The 17042-nt window shown below is 71.5% G+C and carries 19 protein-coding genes, 1 tRNA gene, 1 pseudogene and 1 riboswitch; of the genes and pseudogenes, 14 read left to right on the forward strand and 7 right to left on the reverse strand.

Annotated features, from left to right (window positions below):
• The first annotated feature begins 76 nt into the window (after positions 1-76).
• The 3 genes and pseudogenes from rph to rdgB all read left to right on the forward strand — a co-directional run bounded on the left by rph (position 77) and on the right by rdgB (position 1944).
• Positions 77-808, forward strand: a complete 732-nt coding sequence (gene rph / locus ABD981_RS25115; protein WP_046911989.1) for a ribonuclease PH — start codon at positions 77-79, stop codon at positions 806-808.
• Positions 809-897: 89 nt separating this feature from the next.
• Complete coding sequence (locus ABD981_RS25120) at positions 898-1281, forward strand: hypothetical protein (protein WP_046911988.1); 384 nt, start codon at positions 898-900, stop codon at positions 1279-1281.
• A 59-nt stretch (positions 1282-1340) separates the two neighbouring features.
• A pseudogene (rdgB, locus tag ABD981_RS25125) lies at positions 1341-1944 on the forward strand (RdgB/HAM1 family non-canonical purine NTP pyrophosphatase).
• 26 nt (positions 1945-1970) lie between these two features.
• Here rdgB and ABD981_RS25130 read toward each other — a convergent pair.
• Together ABD981_RS25130 and bcp are read right to left on the reverse strand one after the other, a co-directional pair.
• Positions 1971-2054: transfer RNA gene (locus ABD981_RS25130), tRNA-Leu, on the reverse strand.
• A 51-nt stretch (positions 2055-2105) separates the two neighbouring features.
• Positions 2106-2573 carry a thioredoxin-dependent thiol peroxidase gene (bcp, locus tag ABD981_RS25135; RefSeq protein WP_046911986.1) on the reverse strand — a complete coding sequence of 156 codons (468 nt, stop codon included), beginning with the start codon at positions 2571-2573 and terminating at the stop codon, positions 2106-2108.
• A 142-nt stretch (positions 2574-2715) separates the two neighbouring features.
• On the opposite strand from bcp, the gene ABD981_RS25140 reads away from it, so the two are divergent.
• From ABD981_RS25140 to ABD981_RS25150, 3 genes are all read left to right on the forward strand, one after another.
• On the forward strand, positions 2716-3036 hold the full coding sequence (locus ABD981_RS25140; protein WP_046911985.1) for a DUF3618 domain-containing protein: 321 nt from the start codon (positions 2716-2718) through the stop codon (positions 3034-3036).
• Between the two features lie 76 nt (positions 3037-3112).
• Positions 3113-3451, forward strand: coding sequence for a GroES family chaperonin (locus tag ABD981_RS25145; protein ID WP_046911984.1), 339 nt, complete (start codon positions 3113-3115; stop codon positions 3449-3451).
• A 58-nt stretch (positions 3452-3509) separates the two neighbouring features.
• A riboswitch (guanidine-III (ykkC-III) riboswitch) is annotated at positions 3510-3580 on the forward strand.
• A 34-nt stretch (positions 3581-3614) separates the two neighbouring features.
• A complete protein-coding gene (locus ABD981_RS25150; protein ID WP_046911998.1) occupies positions 3615-3935 on the forward strand; it encodes a DMT family transporter in 321 nt (106 codons plus the stop codon).
• On the opposite strand, the gene ABD981_RS25155 is transcribed toward ABD981_RS25150, so the two are convergent.
• Positions 3929-6397, reverse strand: coding sequence for a transglycosylase domain-containing protein (locus ABD981_RS25155; protein WP_345530386.1), 2469 nt, complete (start codon positions 6395-6397; stop codon positions 3929-3931). The genes ABD981_RS25150 and ABD981_RS25155 overlap by 7 nt on opposite strands.
• Positions 6398-6602: 205 nt before the next feature.
• On the opposite strand from ABD981_RS25155, the gene ABD981_RS25160 reads away from it, so the two are divergent.
• The 5 genes from ABD981_RS25160 to ABD981_RS25180 all read left to right on the forward strand — a co-directional run bounded on the left by ABD981_RS25160 (position 6603) and on the right by ABD981_RS25180 (position 11552).
• Positions 6603-7403, forward strand: a complete 801-nt coding sequence (locus ABD981_RS25160) for an ABC transporter permease (RefSeq protein ID WP_046911996.1) — start codon at positions 6603-6605, stop codon at positions 7401-7403.
• A 121-nt stretch (positions 7404-7524) separates the two neighbouring features.
• Positions 7525-8427 carry an ABC transporter permease gene (locus tag ABD981_RS25165; protein WP_123955206.1) on the forward strand — a complete coding sequence of 301 codons (903 nt, stop codon included), beginning with the start codon at positions 7525-7527 and terminating at the stop codon, positions 8425-8427.
• Positions 8428-8438: 11 nt separating this feature from the next.
• On the forward strand, positions 8439-9452 hold the full coding sequence (locus tag ABD981_RS25170; protein ID WP_046911983.1) for an ABC transporter ATP-binding protein: 1014 nt from the start codon (positions 8439-8441) through the stop codon (positions 9450-9452).
• Positions 9453-9477: 25 nt separating this feature from the next.
• Entirely contained in the window at positions 9478-10746 is a 1269-nt protein-coding gene (locus tag ABD981_RS25175) for a DUF445 domain-containing protein (RefSeq protein WP_046911982.1), read from the forward strand.
• Between the two features lie 56 nt (positions 10747-10802).
• A complete protein-coding gene (locus ABD981_RS25180; RefSeq protein ID WP_240495482.1) occupies positions 10803-11552 on the forward strand; it encodes a hypothetical protein in 750 nt (249 codons plus the stop codon).
• Between the two features lie 77 nt (positions 11553-11629).
• Here ABD981_RS25180 and ABD981_RS25185 read toward each other — a convergent pair whose 3' ends face one another.
• From ABD981_RS25185 to ABD981_RS25195, 3 genes are all read right to left on the reverse strand, one after another.
• On the reverse strand, positions 11630-11938 hold the full coding sequence (locus tag ABD981_RS25185; RefSeq protein ID WP_046911981.1) for a hypothetical protein: 309 nt from the start codon (positions 11936-11938) through the stop codon (positions 11630-11632).
• A 129-nt stretch (positions 11939-12067) separates the two neighbouring features.
• A complete protein-coding gene (locus ABD981_RS25190) occupies positions 12068-12277 on the reverse strand; it encodes a DUF397 domain-containing protein (protein WP_123955202.1) in 210 nt (69 codons plus the stop codon).
• Positions 12274-13122 carry a helix-turn-helix domain-containing protein gene (locus ABD981_RS25195; protein ID WP_046911980.1) on the reverse strand — a complete coding sequence of 283 codons (849 nt, stop codon included), beginning with the start codon at positions 13120-13122 and terminating at the stop codon, positions 12274-12276. The genes ABD981_RS25190 and ABD981_RS25195 overlap by 4 nt, the downstream gene beginning before the upstream one ends.
• Positions 13123-13285: 163 nt before the next feature.
• On the opposite strand from ABD981_RS25195, the gene ABD981_RS25200 reads away from it, so the two are divergent.
• Both ABD981_RS25200 and ABD981_RS25205 read left to right on the forward strand, forming a co-directional pair.
• Positions 13286-13927: an ATP-binding protein gene (locus ABD981_RS25200; protein WP_046911979.1), complete on the forward strand. Its 642-nt coding sequence runs from the start codon at positions 13286-13288 to the stop codon at positions 13925-13927.
• Positions 13928-13997: 70 nt separating this feature from the next.
• The gene (locus ABD981_RS25205) at positions 13998-15110 is read left to right on the forward strand and encodes an MrcB family domain-containing protein (protein WP_046911978.1); all 1113 of its coding nucleotides are present in this window, start codon (positions 13998-14000) and stop codon (positions 15108-15110) included.
• 7 nt (positions 15111-15117) lie between these two features.
• Here the strand turns inward: ABD981_RS25205 and ABD981_RS25210 are convergent, their stop codons facing one another.
• The gene (locus ABD981_RS25210) at positions 15118-16125 is read right to left on the reverse strand and encodes an SEC-C domain-containing protein (RefSeq protein WP_046911977.1); all 1008 of its coding nucleotides are present in this window, start codon (positions 16123-16125) and stop codon (positions 15118-15120) included.
• Positions 16126-16188: 63 nt separating this feature from the next.
• Here ABD981_RS25210 and ABD981_RS25215 point away from each other — a divergent pair, with 63 nt between their 5' ends.
• Entirely contained in the window at positions 16189-17031 is an 843-nt protein-coding gene (locus ABD981_RS25215) for a class E sortase (RefSeq protein ID WP_240495481.1), read from the forward strand.
• Positions 17032-17042 lie beyond the last annotated feature (11 nt).

A 17042-nucleotide genomic window follows, 5' to 3' on the forward strand; every position in this document is an offset into this window, starting at 1 on the left:
CCGCGACTGACGCATCGACGAGGGCCCGTTCCGGCAGGGGAACGGGCCCTTCGTCATGTGCGGCTACGCTCGTCCCATGTCTCGTATCGACGGCCGTACCCCCGAACAGCTCCGCCCCGTCACCATCGAACGCGGATGGAGCAAGCACGCCGAGGGCTCCGTCCTCGTCTCCTTCGGCGACACCAAGGTCTTCTGCACCGCCTCCGTCACCGAGGGCGTCCCGCGCTGGCGCAAGGGCAGCGGCGAAGGCTGGGTCACCGGCGAGTACTCGATGCTCCCCCGCTCCACCAACACCCGCGGCGACCGCGAGTCCGTCCGCGGCAAGATCGGCGGCCGCACCCACGAGATCTCCCGCCTCATCGGCCGCTCCCTGCGCGCCGTCATCGACTACAAGGCGCTCGGCGAGAACACCATCGTCCTCGACTGCGACGTCCTCCAGGCCGACGGCGGCACCCGCACCGCCGCCATCACCGGCGCGTACGTCGCCCTCGCCGACGCCGTCGCCTGGGCGCAGAACAAGAAGCTGGTGAAGGCCGGCCGCAAGCCCCTCACCGGCACCGTCTCCGCCGTCTCCGTCGGCATCGTCGACGGCACCCCCCTCCTCGACCTCTGCTACGAGGAGGACGTCCGCGCCGACACCGACATGAACGTCGTCTGCACCGGCGACGGCCGCTTCGTCGAGGTCCAGGGCACCGCCGAGGCCGAGCCCTTCGACCGCAAGGAGCTCAACGCCCTCCTCGACCTCGCCTCCGGCGGCTGCGCCGACCTCGCCGAGATCCAGCGCAAGGCGCTCGAAGGAACTCTCTGAGGACCCCGGGCGTCTGTCTGGATACGGGCGCACGGGTCGAACCGTGCGCCCCGTCCAGACATTCAGGTACGAGGGGGAGGACCCAACTCTTGAAGCGCCGCCGCTCCATAGCGCTCGCCGTCGCCACCGCCGCCGCACTCACCGGACTGGTCGGCTGCGGTGCGCTCGACAAGGCCATGGACTGCGTCAAGACCGCCGACGCCATCGCCACCTCGGTCGACAAGCTCTCGCAGGCCGTCTCCAGCGCCTCCAACGACCCGACCCAGATCGAGGAGGCCCTGAACAGCATCGACACGGAGCTGGGCAACCTCAAGAACTCGACGGACAACGCGGACCTGTCCAAGGCGGTGGACGACCTCACCAAGGGCGTCGACTCCGTCCGCGCGGCGGTCAAGAACGGCGACACCACCCCCGACATCAAGCCGATCACGGACGCGGCGACGGAGGTCGGCAAGGTCTGCACGCCGGGCTAGCCCGGACCGCCGACCAGGGGCCGCACCGTCCTGCCGGGGCGGCCCCCGATAATCGGCACATGACCCGTCTGATCCTCGCCACCCGCAACGCGGGCAAGATCACCGAACTCCACGCGATCCTCGCCGACGCCGGACTCGACCACGAGCTCGTCGGCGCGGACGCGTTCCCCGAGATCCCCGACGTCAAGGAAACCGGCGTCACCTTCGCCGAGAACGCCCTCCTCAAGGCCCACGCCCTCGCCCGGGCCACCGGCCTGCCCGCCGTCGCCGACGACTCCGGCCTCTGCGTGGACGTCCTCAACGGCGCCCCCGGCATCTTCTCGGCCCGCTGGGCCGGCCGCCACGGCGACGACAAGGCCAACCTGGACCTGCTCCTCGCCCAGCTCGCCGACATCGACGCCCCCCCACCGCGCCGCCCACTTCGCCTGCTCCGCCGCCCTCGCCCTGCCCGACGGCACCGAACGCGTCGTCGAGGGCCGCATGCGAGGCACCCTGCGCCACACCCCGGCGGGCACCAACGGCTTCGGCTACGACCCGATCCTCCAGCCGGACGGCCACACGGTGACCTGCGCCGAACTGACCCCGGCGGAGAAGAACGCGATCAGCCACCGCGGCAAGGCCTTCCGGGCCCTGGTGCCGGTGGTGCGGGAGCTGTTGGGCTGACATCGCCCGAGGAAAGAACGCGTGAGTGCGGCCGGGGGGACTCGAACCCCCACGGGTTTTACCCCACTGGGACCTAAACCCAGCGTGACTGCCAATTCCACCACGGCCGCTCGCTGCCCGGCCATGCTACTGGCCGGGCAGGCTCCGTCACAGGAGCGGGGTCAGATCCCCAGGTCCTTGATGATCTTGGCGACGTGGCCGGTCGCCTTCACGTTGTAGAGGGCGCGCTCGACCTTGCCCTCCTCGTCGACGACGACGGTCGACCGGATCACGCCGGTCACCACCTTGCCGTACAGCTTCTTCTCGCCGAAGGCGCCGTACGCCTCCAGGACCTTCTTCTCCGGGTCGCCGACCAGCGTGACCTTCAGGTTCTCCTTGTCGCGGAACTTCGCCAGCTTCTCCGGCTTGTCCGGGGACACGCCGATGACGTCGTAGCCCGCACCGGCCAGCAGCTCCAGGTTGTCCGTGAAGTCGCAGGCCTGCTTGGTGCAGCCGGGGGTCAGGGCGGCCGGGTAGAAGTAGACGATGACCTTGCGGCCCTTGTGGTCCGCGAGGGAGACCTCGTTGCCGTCCGCGTCGGGAAGGGTGAAGGCGGGGGCGGTGTCGCCGGGCTGCAGTCGCTCGCTCATGGCTCTCCTCGGGAATGTTCGCGTACGCGTTCAGAGCCTAATGGGGGTCGGGGACGACCCGCGGGCGCGGAAGCTGACAGACTGTCCATGGACGACCGGAACACGCCGGTACTCGCCGGTACACGACTACGGAGGCAGCGCGGTGTCGGACGCCAGGACCCCTGCGCAGATCGAGGCGGACATCGTCCGCCGACGCGAGCAGCTCGCCGTCACTCTCGACGAGATCGGCATTCGGGTGCACCCGAAGACGATCATCGGCGACGCGAAGGCGAAGGTCGCCGCCACGGTCGACCACACCGCCGGGCGCGCCTTCGTGGCCGTCAACCGCGTCGTCTCGGACGTGAAGGCCCGCTTCACCCACGAGGACGGCGCGCCCCGCCTGGAGCGCGTGGTGCCGGTGGCACTGGTGGCCGTCGCGGTCGTCGGGCTGATCGCCGCGTCCGCCCGCAAGGGCAGGGACTGAGGAACCGGGGCAACGGAACGCCCCGACCGGGCCGTCCCGGGTACGGGCGACACGCCCGGGCAGGTAGGTTCGAGTCGTGAGCGACAACACCCACGACAAGCTGCCCATCCGGATGCTCCACGACCGGGTCCTGGTCCGTACCGACACCCCGGAAGGGGAACGGCGCTCGGGCGGCGGCATCCTCATCCCGGCGACCGCGGCCGTCGGCCGCCGGCTGGCCTGGGCCGAGGTGGTCGCGGTCGGGCAGAACGTCCGGACCGTCGAGATCGGCGACCGGGTCCTGTACGACCCCGAGGACCGCGCCGAGGTCGAGGTGCGCGGGGTCGCGTACGTCCTGATGCGCGAGCGCGACCTGCACGCCGTCGCCGCCGACCGTTTCCAGGGGCAGTCCGACTCGACCGGGCTGTACCTGTAGCGCGCGGCCTCCTCCCCGTACACGAAGGGCCTGGTGACCGGTGTCACCAGGCCCTTTGCCCGTTCTTTGCTAGGCTGGGGACACCCGACGAGACGCGCCGTACCGGGTTTCACGACAAGACGACGCACCCCTGTTGATCCGTCTCGCGGAGGTGTTCGTCGTCATGGCCTGGGTCCTTCTCATCATCGCCGGTCTGCTCGAGGTCGGCTGGTCGATCGGCATGAAGTACACCGAGGGCTTCACCCGGCTCTGGCCCAGCGTCTTCACGGGCGCCGGGATCGTCCTCTCGATGGTGCTGCTCTCGCAGGCCGCCAAGACCCTGCCGATCGGCACGGCGTACGGCGTCTGGGTCGGCATCGGCGCGGCCGGTGCGGCGGTGTTCGGCATGCTGGTGCTCGGTGAGCCGGCGACCGCCGCCCGGATCTTCTTCGTCTGTCTGCTGCTGGTGGCCGTGGTCGGCCTCAAGGCGACCTCGGGTCACTGACCGGGGGCGGGGGCGGGGGCGGTGTCAGGGCCGGGCCCTGCGCCCGGGCCGGTGTCAGGGCCGGGGTCGGTGCCGTGGGCCGGGGTGCCCGTCAGGTCGTTCCCCAGGCCCCCCGGACCGCCGGGGCCGTCCGGCGCGGGCGCGCTGTGCGCCGGTGGCCGAGGTGCCTCCCGTACGGGCTCCGGGGCCTGCTCCCGTTCCCGTACGGGCTCCTGGCCGTGGCCCGGGCCCGTACGCCGGTCGTCCTCGCGCCGGGGTCCGGCCCCGGCCTGCTCCCACCGCTGCGCCCCCTTCGGCCCCGCCGTCCCGCGCGGCGGCCTGCGGTCGGCCGCCCCCGGGCCCTCGAAGCCCTGCGCCCCGTCCGGGAGGTCCGGCATCGGGGGCACCTGCGGCAGCTCTTCCGCGCCCTCCATGAGCCGCAGGTCGAACTCCTTCGGCGGGACCCCCGCGAGCGCCTCGCGGGTGAACTGGGCCCAGATCTCGGTGGGCGGCCCGCCCCCGTTGATGCGGGGCAGGCCCAGCGCCCCGTACAGCGGTTCCTGGCGGCCCGACTCCGGGTCCTGGCCCATCATCGCCACCACCGTCGCCAGCTCGGGGGTGTAGCCGGCGAACCAGGCCGCCTTGTCGTCCTCCGCCGTGCCCGTCTTGCCCGCCGCCGGCCGCCCGGCCGCGAGCGCCGCCGTGCCGGTCCCGCCCTGGACGACGCTCCGCAGCACGGACGTCGTCGTGTCGGCGGCCTCACGGCCGATCGCCTGGCCGGCCCCGGCCGGGCCCGCGGTGCCCGGCAGCGCCAGCTCCTCGCCGCCCCGGGCGACCTTCTCGACCAGGGTGTACGTGCCGTGGGAGCCGTGGTTGGCGAGCGTGGCGTACGCCTGCGCGAGGTCCAGGACGCTCGCCGTGGCCGGGCCGAGCGCGATGGAGGGGGAGGAGGTGAGGTCGGGGGTGTTCCGGGGCAGGCCGAGCGCGACCGCGGCCTCGCGGACCCGGCCGGGGCCGACGTCCACGGCCATCTGCGCGTACACGGCGTTCACCGACCGGTCGGTGGCGGACCGCACGGTGATGTCGCCGTAGCTGGTGTCGTCCTCGTTCGCCGGGTCGTAGAGGGCGCCGTTCCACCCCTGCACCGGGCGCCGGTTGTCGCCGTCGTAGTAGGTGTTCGGCGTGATCCGTTCACCCTCCTGGGTCAGTGCGCCGTGCTGGAGCGCCGCGGCGAGGACGAAGGGCTTGAAGGTGGAGCCGACCTGGTAGTCGCGGCGGGTGGCGTTGTTGACGAACTGCCGGGTGTAGTCGATGCCGCCGTAGAGGGCGACGACCCGGCCGCTCGCCGGTTCGACGGCCGCGCCGCCGACCCGTACGTACCGGTCGGCGGGGTTGCGGGCCGGGTCCAGCCTGTCGTTCACGTGCTCGTCGACGGCCCGCACGAGGGCGTCCTGCTTGGCCCGCTCCAGGGTGGTGGTGATCCGGAAGCCCCCGGCGGCCAGGGTCTTCTCGTCGACGATCCCGCGCTCGGTCAGGTACTGGGCGACGGCCTGCGCGAGGTAGCCGCGCTGCCCGGAGAGGCCGGCCGAGGCGTGGGCCGGCTGCGGGGTGGGGAAGACGGCGGCGGCGCGGCCGGCGGGGGACAGCCAGCCCTCCTTGACCATGCCGTCGAGGACGTAGCGCCAGCGGGCGAGCGCGCGGGGCCGGTTCTCGGGGTGGGCGGCGACGTCGTACGCGTTGGGGGCGTTGAGCAGCGAGGCGAGGTACGCGCCCTCGGCGGTGTCGAGGTCCTTGGCGTCCTTGCCGTAGTAGGCGCGGGCGGCGGCCTGGATCCCGTACGCGTTGCGCCCGAAGTAACTGGTGTTCAGGTACCCCTCCAGGATCTCCGCCTTGCTCTTCTCGCGGCCCAGCTTGATCGCGATGAAGAACTCCTTCGCCTTGCGGGTGAGGGTCTGCTCCTGGCCCAGGTAGTAGTTCTTGACGTACTGCTGGGTGATGGTCGAGCCGGACTGGCGGCCCTTGCCGGTGAGGGTGTTCCAGGTGGCGCGGACCATGGCCCGGGGGTCGACCGCGGGCGCCGTGTGGAAGTCGCGGTCCTCGGCGGCCAGCACGGCGTCCCGGACGCCGGCCGGGACCTGCGCCAGGCTCACGTTCTCCCGGTCGACCTCGCCGGCGCGGGCGATCGGGCTGCCGTCGCTGTAGAGGAACAGGTTGGACTGGGCGACCGCGGTGGCGTTGGCGGACGGGATGTCCACGAGGAGGTAGCCGGCGACGAAGCCGCCGAGCAGCAGCAGGCCGCCGAGGACGACGAGCCCGAGCAGTCGCCGCAGGAGGCGGCGGGGACCGCGGGGGCGGTGGGGGTGGCGCCCGCGGGACGGGGGCGGGGGCGGGGACGCGGCGGGGACGGTCGGGTCCCGGGGCTCCCAGGAGGAGGACTCGGCGGACGTCCCACCGGACGTTCCACCGGACGTGCCGTCTGGCACCCCATGTGATGGCCCGCCTCGCGCCCCACGTGACGGCCCACGTGACGGGCCACGTGATGGGCCATCGGATGACCTGCCGAATGAAAGGGACATAAGGTCACATCCTGCCCCTGCGGGCCCGAAAACCGGTCGCGACGGCACGGGAAGTCCCCCTAAGGTCGGGCCCTTTGCGCGGAGTGACCGACCGGAGGGAGCAGGGGACATGCTGCGGCTCTACGCGACCGTCGCCGCCGGTGGGTTCAGGCGCCATGCCACCTACCGGGTGGCCACGGCGGCGGGGGTGTTCACCAACACCGTCTTCGGCTTCATCCTGTCGTACACCTACATCGCCCTCTGGGACGCCCGTCCCACGCTCGGCGGATACGACATGGGCGACGCCCTCGCCTACGTGTGGATCGGCCAGGGCCTCATCACCGTCTGCGGGCTGATGGGCGGGGGCTTCGAGGAAGAACTCATCGAGCGGATCAGGACCGGCGACATCGCGGTCGACCTCTACCGGCCCGCCGATCTGCAGACCTGGTGGTTCGCCGCGAACCTGGGCCGCGCCGCGTACCAGCTGCTCGGCCGAGGGATCGCCCCCATGGTCTTCGGCGCCCTCGTCTTCGACCTGACCCTGCCGGACAGTCCCTGGACCTGGCCCGCCTTCCTCGGCTCGGTGGCGCTCGGCGCGATCGTCAGCTTCGCCCTCTGGTACCTGGTGGCGCTGAGCGCCTTCTGGCTGCTCGACGGCCAGGGCGTGGTCCAGGCGGCCTGGCTCGGCGGCCTGTTCTTCTCCGGGATGCTGCTCCCGCTCAACGTCTTCCCCGGCGCCCTGGGCGAGGTGGCGCGGATGCTGCCCTGGGCCTCGATGCTGCAGGTGCCGGCCGATGTGTACCTGGGGCGGTACGAGGGCTGGGGGCTGCTGGGGGTGTACGCGTTCCAGGCCGGCTGGGCGGTCGTCCTGCTGGCGACGGGCCGGGCGGTGCAGGCGGCGGCGACGCGGAAGGTGGTGGTGCAGGGTGGCTGAGCCTGTCGAGAACGCGGCGAACGCGGCGAACGCGGCGAGCGCGGAGGGGGCGGCGAGCGTGGCGAGCGCGGCGAGCGTGGAGCGCGTCACGGGCGTGGACCACATGGACCACGTGGACCACATGGATCGCGCGGAGCACGTGGACCGCGCGGAGCACGTGGACCGCGCGGAGTACGCCGGGCGCGGCGCGGGTGAGGAGGCGTGGTCCGGTTCGGGCGTGGCCGAGTCCTGGCGTACGTACCGGATGGTGGCGGCGATGTGGATCCGGTCCACCCTCGCCTACCGCTCCTCCTTCGCCCTGACCTTCCTCTCCTCCCTCGTCGCCACCTTCTTCGACTTCGTCGTCATCCTCCTGATGTTCGGTCAGGTGCGCGGGCTCGGCGGCTTCTCCTTCGCGGAGGTCGCGTTCCTGTACGGGGCGACCGGGACCTCGTTCGGCCTGGCGGACCTGGTGATGGGCTCCTTGCCGCGGATGGGCAAGCGGGTGCGCGACGGCTCGCTGGACACCTTCCTGCTGCGCCCCGCCCCGGTCCTCGCGCAGGTCGCGGCGGACCGTTTCGCGCTGCGGCGGCTGGGGCGGATCGCCCAGGGGCTGCTGGTGCTGGTCTGGGGGCTGGTGGTGCTGGAGGGTGTGGAGTGGACGCCGCTGAAGGTGCTCCTGGTGCCGGTGATGCTGCTGAGCGGCGCGCTGATCTTCGCCGCGCTGATGGTGCTGGGCGCCTCGCTCCTGTTCTGGCTCCAGGACGCCGGCGAGGTGACGAGCTCCTTCACGTACGGCGGCAACACGATGCTCCAGTACCCGCCGACGATCTTCGCCCAGGACCTGGTGCGGGGCGTCGTCTACGTCGTGCCGCTCGCCTTCGTCAACTGGCTGCCCGCCCTGTACGTCCTCGGGAGGACGCCGCCGGCCGGGGTGCCGGGGTGGGCGGCGTTCGCGTCACCCCTGGTCGCGGCGGTGTGCTGCGCGGTGGCGGGGCTGGCGTGGCGGGCGGGACTGCGCAGCTACCAGTCGACAGGAAGCTGAGGTATCCATCCATGGCGTCCATGGATCCGTTCATCGAACTGGAAGGCCTGGAGAAGGTCTTCACCGTCCGCCGCAGGGCGGGCCTCGTCCGCCGCGAGAAGCGGGAGGTCCGGGCGGTCGACGGCATCTCCTTCCGGGTCGCCGAGGGCGAGATGGTCGGCTACATCGGCCCCAACGGCGCCGGGAAGTCCACGACGATCAAGATGCTGACCGGCATCCTCACCCCGAGCGGCGGCCGGCTGCGGGTGGCCGGCATCGACCCTTCGCGCGAGCGCACCCGGCTGGCCCGCCGCATCGGCGTGGTCTTCGGCCAGCGCACCACGCTCTGGTGGGACCTGCCGCTGCGCGACTCGTACACGCTGGTCCACCGCATGTACCGGATCCCCGATGCGCGCTACGCCGAGAACCTCGCCCGTTGCGTCGAGCTGCTCGACCTCGGCGACCTGCTCGACGTACCGGTGCGGCAGCTCTCCCTCGGCCAGCGGATGCGCGGGGACATCGCGGCGGCGCTGCTGCACGACCCGGACGTGCTGTACCTGGACGAGCCGACGATCGGCCTGGACGTCGTGTCGAAGGCGAAGGTCCGCGGCTTCCTGCGCGAGCTGAACGCGACCCGCGGCACGACGGTCCTGCTCACCACCCACGACCTGACCGACATCGAGCAGCTGTGCAGCCGGGTGATGGTCATCGACCACGGGCGCCTGATGTACGACGGGGAGCTCGCCGGACTGCACGAGGCCGGGGAGAGCGAGCGCCTGCTGGTGGTCGACCTGGCACGGGAGTCGGCGCCCATCGAGGTGCCGGGCGCCCGCTTCGTACGCGCGGAGGGACCCCGCCAGTGGCTGGCGCTCCCCGCCTCCTCCTCCGCGGCCCCGGTGGTGGCGGCGGTGGCCGCGGCGTACCCGCTGGTGGACCTGTCGGTGCGGGAGCCGGACATCGAGGCGGTGATCGCGAAGATGTACGGGGGCGGGTACGCGGACGGGGACGGGCACGGGGAACTCCGGATGCGCCCCAGGAGTCACTGAGATAGGGAGAAAGGGAGGTGAGGTGATGGTGAGCTTCACGTACACGGCCGCGGACGAGGAGAAGAGCAAGGGCGTCCGGCGGATGAAACTGCTGGCGACGGGCCTGCTCGCGTTCGTGGCGCTGGTGTTCGCCCTGGCGACGTGGGCGAAGAACGCGGGCGCCGGGCCGTGGGCGGGCTATGTGGCCGCCGCCGCGGAGGCGGGCATGGTCGGCGCGCTGGCCGACTGGTTCGCGGTCACCGCCCTGTTCCGCCGCCCCCTCGGCCTCCCCATCCCGCACACGGCGATCATCCCCACCAAGAAGGACCAGCTGGGCGCCTCGCTCGGCACCTTCGTGGGCGAGAACTTCCTCTCCGCCGACGTCGTACGGGGCAGGCTGCGCGGCTTCGGCATCGCACGCCGCCTCGGCGTGTGGCTGGCGGACCCGGTCCACGCGGACCGGGTCACCTCCGAACTGGCCGCGGCGCTGCGCGGCGCCCTCACGGTCCTCCGCGACTCCGACGTGCAGGCGGTCGTGGGCGAGGCGATCACCCGCCGGGCGGAGGCCGCCGAGATCGCCCCCGGCCTGGGCAAGACCCTGGAGCGCATGGTCGCCGACGGCTCCCACCACCGGGCGGTGGACCTGGTCTGCACCCGCGCCCACGACTGGCTGGTCACGCACGGGGACTCGGTGATGGACGCGGTACAGGGCGGGGCGCCGGGCTGGACCCCGCGCTTCGTGGACCGGCGCATCGGCGAGCGCGTCTACAAGGAGCTCCTCCGCTTCGTGACGGAGATGCGCGACATGCCGGCCCACCCGGCGCGCGGCGCGATCGACCGCTTCCTGACGGACTTCGCCGCCGACCTCCAGTCCGACACCGACACCCGCGCCCGCGTCGAACGCCTCAAGTCGGACCTCGTCTCCCGCCCGGAGGTGCAGGACCTCATCGCCTCGGCCTGGTCCTCGGTCCGCGCCCTGATCCTGGCCGCCGCCGAGGACGACCAGAGCCAGCTCCGCCGCCGCGCCCGCGCCTCCCTGATCTCCCTCGGCACCCGGCTGGCCACCGACGACCGCCTGCAGGCGAAGGTCGAGGGCTGGGTGGAGGACGCCGCCGCCTACGTGGTCACCACCTACCGCGCCGAGATCACCTCCCTGATCACCGACACGGTCGCCGGCTGGGACGCCACCCAGACCTCGAAGAAGATCGAGGCCAACATCGGCCGCGACCTCCAGTTCATCCGCATCAACGGCACGGTGGTCGGCGCCTTGGCGGGCCTGCTGATCTACACGGTCAGCCACGCGGTGGGCGGGTAGAGTCCGCTGGACACGACCGCGGACGGGGGAGCGCGATGAACTGGCTGAGCCGGAGCTTGAGGAACAGAGGAGCCAGCCGCAACGGACAGGGCGGACAGGGCCGGCACGAGGGGCAGAACGGTCAGGGCGACCAGGGCGACCAGGGCGACGCCCGCCCCAGCCCCACCCCGCGCCCCCTGACCGGAGTCTCCAAGACCCTTACCCCACCCCCCGCCGCTCCCGGGCCCGCGCCCGCCCTGACCACGGCGGGCGCGCCGGTCCTCCAGCGGACGACCGGCACCGCGGACCGGGTGGTGGAGCTGACCACGGGCGCGCAGCCGGTGATCATCGGCATCACGCACCACGGCCCGGGCCACTTCGTGGTGGACGCCCTGGACGGCAGGCTCCGCGCGGGCAGCCAGCTCGTCTACACGGACGGCCCGTTCGCCGCCCGCGCCCTGGCCAACGCCGACGGCCGCCCGGTCCGCGCCCTGCGGATCCAGGCGGAGGCCCCGTGGACGATCGAGCTCACGGACCTGACCGACGCGGTCACCCTGGACACGTACGCGGAACGCCCCGCCTCCGACGTCCTCCGCTACACGGGCGGCCCGGCGATCGCGACCCTCCACTACCGGGGCACCCCGACCGCCTCCGACGGCGGCTACTTCCTCACCGACACCTTCGCCCCCGACGGCTCGGGCTTCCTCGACGTCCTGGCCAACCACACGGGCCCCTGGCAGGCCGAAGCCCCCTTGGCCGGCCCGTGCCTGGTGTACGCGCGCGCGGACGGCCCGTGGAGCATCGAGGTGCGAGCGCTCGGCGGGTAGCGGAACGTCCGGGGGGCCTCACCGCCCCCTCCGCCGCCCCGGGGAGCGAACCCCTACGCCGCCCCGGGGAGCGGGCCCTACGCCGCCCGCCGGGTCACGGCGTACGCGGCCCCGGCCATCCCACCGGCCACGGCGAACACCGCGGGCCACGCCCCGATCTTCTTCGCCAGCGGATGCGACCCGGCGAACGCGGCCACGTACGCCGCCGTCAGCCCCCCGGCGACCTTCGCCCCACCGACCGCCTGCCACTCCCGAGCCGCCACCCCACCAGCCACGGCCAGCACGACCCCACCCAGCGGCCGCTTCTTCGTCCACCGGGCGACGGCATACCCACCGACGAGCCCGGCGGCGGCTATGGCGGGGGAGGGGATGCGGGCGCTGGGCATGGCAGCGGTCCTTTCATGTGGCGACAGTCAACCCCGAGCCTAACGACCCACTACTCGGGGCCGAGGGTCACATCCACCGTGAGCTGATCCGACTGCCCGCGCTTACCAGGACTCCTGGCCATCCGCTCGTCATCGACCAGAGCTGGAGACGCCACGGATGAACGCGCTCCAAGCGTCCCCGGGTATGGCCAGCAGGGGCCCTCCCGGTTGCTTCGAATCGCGTATCAAGGCCCCGTCGTCGGTTCGGGAGCACTCGACGCACTCGCCGCCAGAGCCGTTGCTGTACGAGGACTTGAACCACTGGCTGGGGTCGGGCGTTGCAGATGTGGAGCTGCTCATTTCGCGTAGTCCTTCAGTAGGGTCGTGATGACCTGGATCGAGCGGTGGGGGCTTGCCGCCGCGGCGCGCAGATTGTCGAAGGCCCTGCCGTACGCGCGTACCTCGTCGGCTCCTTCCAGGTAGACGGCATCCGTGATGCCGTCCCGGTACACGATGTCTGGATCCTCGGGGTCGGGGAAGCCCAGCATGCTGAACGTGCCTGTCGCGGGGTACGGCCCAGCGTCGAAAGTCAGGACTTGCAGAGTGACGTTGGGGAGTTCGGCCATCTCCAGCACCTTCTCAAGCTGCTCGCGCATGACAGCCTGATCTCCGATGACGGAGCGCAGCGCGCTCTCGTGCACGACGAACCAGCTGTCCGGCGCGCTGGGTGACCGAAGGCGCTCCTGGCGTTCCATCCGGACGCGTACGGCGCGGTTGATGTCCTCGTCGGTCATCTGATTGGTCGCGCGATGTAGTTCGGCGGCGTACCTCGGGGTCTGCATAAGTCCGGGCACGAACTCGTTCTGGTACTGCCGGAAGGTGGAAGCGTCCTGTTCTAGGCCCACGTAGATCGAGAACCAGGCGGGTACGCCGCTGTCGTGGGCCTGCCACCAACCCTTCGTCTTCGCCTGCCGTGCGAGTGATTTGAGGAACTCAAGTAGCTCGTCGTCCACGTCATAGAAGCGGCAGAGCGCTTCGACGTCGGATGGCTGGACCCTTCCAGTGCCCGTTTCCATGCGGTTGACCTTGGAACCGCTCCAATCGAGGGCCGCGCCGACTTGGGCGCACGTCATCCTTCTCGATTCGCGGAGCTTCTTGAGTTCGATCGACAGGCGTCGACGGCGAGCAGTGGGTGAACCAGCCACCTCAACCCCTCCTTATCTAGCGGAGGTTCAGTCTGCGTATCCAGGAGGTGGCCGGCCAATCGCTCGATCGTGGGAATCTCGCGGTGCACATTGCATCCCGGGATGTGCAACGCAATGCTAGTGGTCCATCACGGTCAGTCATCGCGATGGAGTGGGGAACGGCATGGGCGACGACGGGTGCATGGTGCGGAGGCCGTGGGAGCTTCCGTTCCTTGCCGAGGCGAAGGAGGTGGCCGCGCTTCGGCGCATCGTGCGGCTCCACCTCAAGATGTGGGGCTTGCCACGGCAGGTCGGGGTCGCGCAACTCTGTGTGAGCGAGCTCGTGACGAACGTGATCCTGCACGTCGGGCCACGGACGCCGACGGCGCTACGGCTCTCGATGAACGGAACGTACCTTCGGATTGAGGTGCGCGATCCAGACTGCCGGGCGCTGCCGACGCTGGTCGCCGCGGGGCCGGGGTCTGACTCGGGGAGAGGGCTGGCGCTCGTCGATGCGATGGCTGACCGCTGGGGTGTGTTGCTCGGAGCGGACCGGAAGGTGACGTGGTGCGAGATCGCTACCGACCTCATGAGTCCGAACGGTCATGGGGGAGGCGTGCGCGTCACTCGAGCGGAGGCCATGATCTCCCTCTACGGCACCGTGGCCTCCCCGCGAGCGGTCAGTGCGAGTCGGCTGAGTGCCGCGGTGGCCAAGGACGCGGCGATTGACGTGATCGTGGATCTCCTGCATTGGTCGGGGGCCCATGGGTACGACGCCGATGACGTTCTGGATATGGCGCAGATGCGATTCGAGGCTGGCATGTGAGCCGCGCCGAACCTGACGGGGTGAAGCGAACTCCTGTGTACCGCAGGGCCCCCTGATCTAAATTCCCTGTATGGGGATTCGAGACTTGCTCGGCGAGGTCGCGGGCACGTACGACCGTCACGCCGGTTCGGGGCGCGATGTGAAGGGGCAGCAGGTCCTGCGAGGAGTGGCGGGGCGTACTGATTTGGCGCTTCCGCCCGGCTTCAAGGCGAAGGGGCACGGAGGGCAGACAACGCCAGCCGCGACCCCTTGGATCGGTGTCTTCGAGGAGGGTGGCCAGCGTGACCCCAAGAAGGGTTTGTACCTCGCCTACATCTTCAGTGAGGACCTGAAGGACGTGTCGTTGACCTTGCAGCAGGGGATCACCTGGCTGGAGGACCGACTCGGCAGAGGTCAGGCACGCGAAGACCACCTCCGACGCCACGCGGCTCGACTCCGCAGAGCCGTGCGACGGCAGGATCGTCAGGGCTGGATCGACGAGCCACAGCTCCGTGACGGGGCGGCGCGACCCAGGGCGTACGAGGCGGCCAGCGTCATCGCCAAGACGTACGACACGGGCGCCCTGCCCAGTGATGTCGCGCTGATGGAAGACCTGCTGCTGGGGATCGAGTCCCTACGGCTGGCTGAATCGGCGGATCGCGTGTGGTGGGGGAGCGATTCCCCTGAGGCGCTTGAATTGTCGTACGAACCCGGCCATCACGCTCCCCAGCCGGTCACGAATCCGCTCGCGAACTTCCGGCCGAAGGACAGCAGTGACTACGTGGCGCAGATCCGTGCGCGGCAGCAGGTGAAGCGGCGCAGCCACGAGACGCTGATCGGAGACTTCGGCCTCCACGTCTGCGAGCGCGGGTTTGTCCCGGTAACGGAGCTTCAACACCCCAGGGACCTTGTGTTGCGTCCCCGGGGCGCGTCAGCGGAGTCGGGTGGGGAGTGGCTGGTCGAGGCAAAGGTCGTCCGCAATGGGAATCCCACTCAGGCGGTGCGCGAGGCCGTCGGACAGCTCTACGAGTACCGCCACTTCCTGTACGCGAAGCGACCTGAGCCCTTCCTCATAGGCCTCTTCTCCGAAGAGATCGGCGCCTATGCCCCGTACTTGGAGGAGCAGGGAATCGCCTCGATCTGGCGGGACGGTTCCGGGTGGGGCGGCTCCTCCAAGGCTCAGGAGTGGGGCATGACCTCGTAGCGCGGACTCAGACCTGGTCCCGCCCGTGGCACCCCCCGTACCCCCGCCCCGACCCGCACCAGCACTCCGCCCCCCGCAGCGGCGGCCAGGCCGTGGCGCGGCCTCGGGCGGCGAGGGTGGTGGCGTACTGGGGGAGGAGGTCGGGGTTGGCGGGGGTGGAGGATTCGGAGGCGGCGAAGGCCTCGTAGGAGGGGACCGTCGCCGGGACGATGCCCAGGTTCGGGGTGCCGGCCTGGGCGAGTTCGCGGAGGGAGGCCTCGATGTCGGTCAGGTGCGCCCGGTAGGTGGGGTACTCCGCCTCCAGCTCCGGGTAGGCCGCCAGGAGCTCGTCCAGTTCCCGCTCCGGCCAGTGCAGGACCGCCACCGGGAAGGGGCGGGACAGGGCGGTGCGGTAGGAGCCCAGCTCCGAGCGGAGGCGGGTGATCTCGGCCTGGAGCTCGGCCGGGTCCGAGGAGCCCAGGGCCCACAGGCGCTTCGGGTCGTGCAGCTCGTCCAGGGGGACGTCGCCGGTGTGGAGGCGGTCCGCCAGGGTGTCGTGCCCGTCGTGCGGCAGTGCCAGCAGGCGGCGGACGCGGTGGCGGGCGGCCAGGAGGGACTGCAGGGCGTACGAGACGTCCTCGGAGGACAGCGGCACCAGCAGGTCCGCGGCCTCCGTGAACGTCGCCTCCGCCTCCTCCAGCTCGTCGTGGGACTCCAGCGTCTCCGCCGCGATCTCCCACGGGGCCGGGTCCGCCGGGCGTTCCCGCCGGACGCCCTCGATGATCGCGCGGGCCTCCGCCTCGTGCCCGTACTCCCACAGGTTCGCCGCCTTCAGGGACCTGATGAGGAGCGGGGAGGCCGGGGAGGCGGAGAGCAGGGAGTCGTACAGGGACGTCGCTCGTTCGCGCTCGCCCGCCAGTTCCAGGTGGGCCGCCGCGCGCAGCAGCAGCGGTTCGCGGTCCTCCGGGTACTGCCCCGCGGTGCGGAGCAGGCGCTCGGCTTCGGTGGTGTGGTCGGCAGACATGTCGGGGCGCATGTCGACCACCGTACTGCTGTACGGCCCTGGAGAGTTGGTGCCTCAGCGCTTATCGTGCCCGCCGTGCGGGGTCGGAATCCGGTGGTCGTTCAGGGGCGCGCGGGACGCGGAGGCGTCGGCCGCGCCCTCTGGGTGGGCGCCGAGGTCATCGTCACCTGCGGGCTTGTGCTGGTCCTCTTCGTCGTCCACCAGATGTGGTGGACCAACGAGCAGGCCCGCGCCCAGGCCGTCGAACAGGTGCGGGACCTGGAGAGGGAGTGGGACAGCTCACCCTCCGGCGCGGACGGATCGGCAGGGGCCGGGGGAGTCCCCGCGGGGGGCGAGTCGCCCGGGGGCGGGCAGGATTCCGCGGGAGCGGGGTGGCAGGACGCCGGCGGCGGGGAGGACTCCTCGGGTGACGGGGCCGGCCGGGCCGCCGGTTCCTCCGGTTCGGCCGGTGGCCGGCCTCCCGTCACCTCCTCCGCCTACGCCGTCCTCCGCATCCCCCGCCTCGGCCTCACCGTCCCCGTCGCCGACGGCGTCGGCAAGCGGAGCGTGCTCGACCGGGGGTTCGTCGGGCACTACCCGGGCACCGCCGGGCCCGGCCGGACCGGGAACTTCGCGCTCGCCGGGCACCGGAACACCCACGGCGAGCCCTTCCGCCACGTGAACCGGCTGCGGAAGGGGGACCTCATCGGGGTGCGGACGCGCCAGGGGTCCTACACCTACCGCGTCGACCTCGTCCTCCCGCAGACCTCGCCCCGCGACACCGGCGTCATCGCCCCCGTACCCCGGTCCCTCTACAAGCCGTCCTACGGGTACGACGAGCCCGGGGCCTATCTCACCCTCACCACCTGCACCCCGGAGTTCTCCTCCACGTACCGGCTGATCGTGTGGGCCAGGCTCGTGCGCCAGGGCGCCTCCTAGGGGGCAGGGCA

It is taken from the genome of Streptomyces showdoensis, from assembly GCF_039535475.1.
GTDB lineage: Bacteria > Actinomycetota > Actinomycetes > Streptomycetales > Streptomycetaceae > Streptomyces > Streptomyces showdoensis.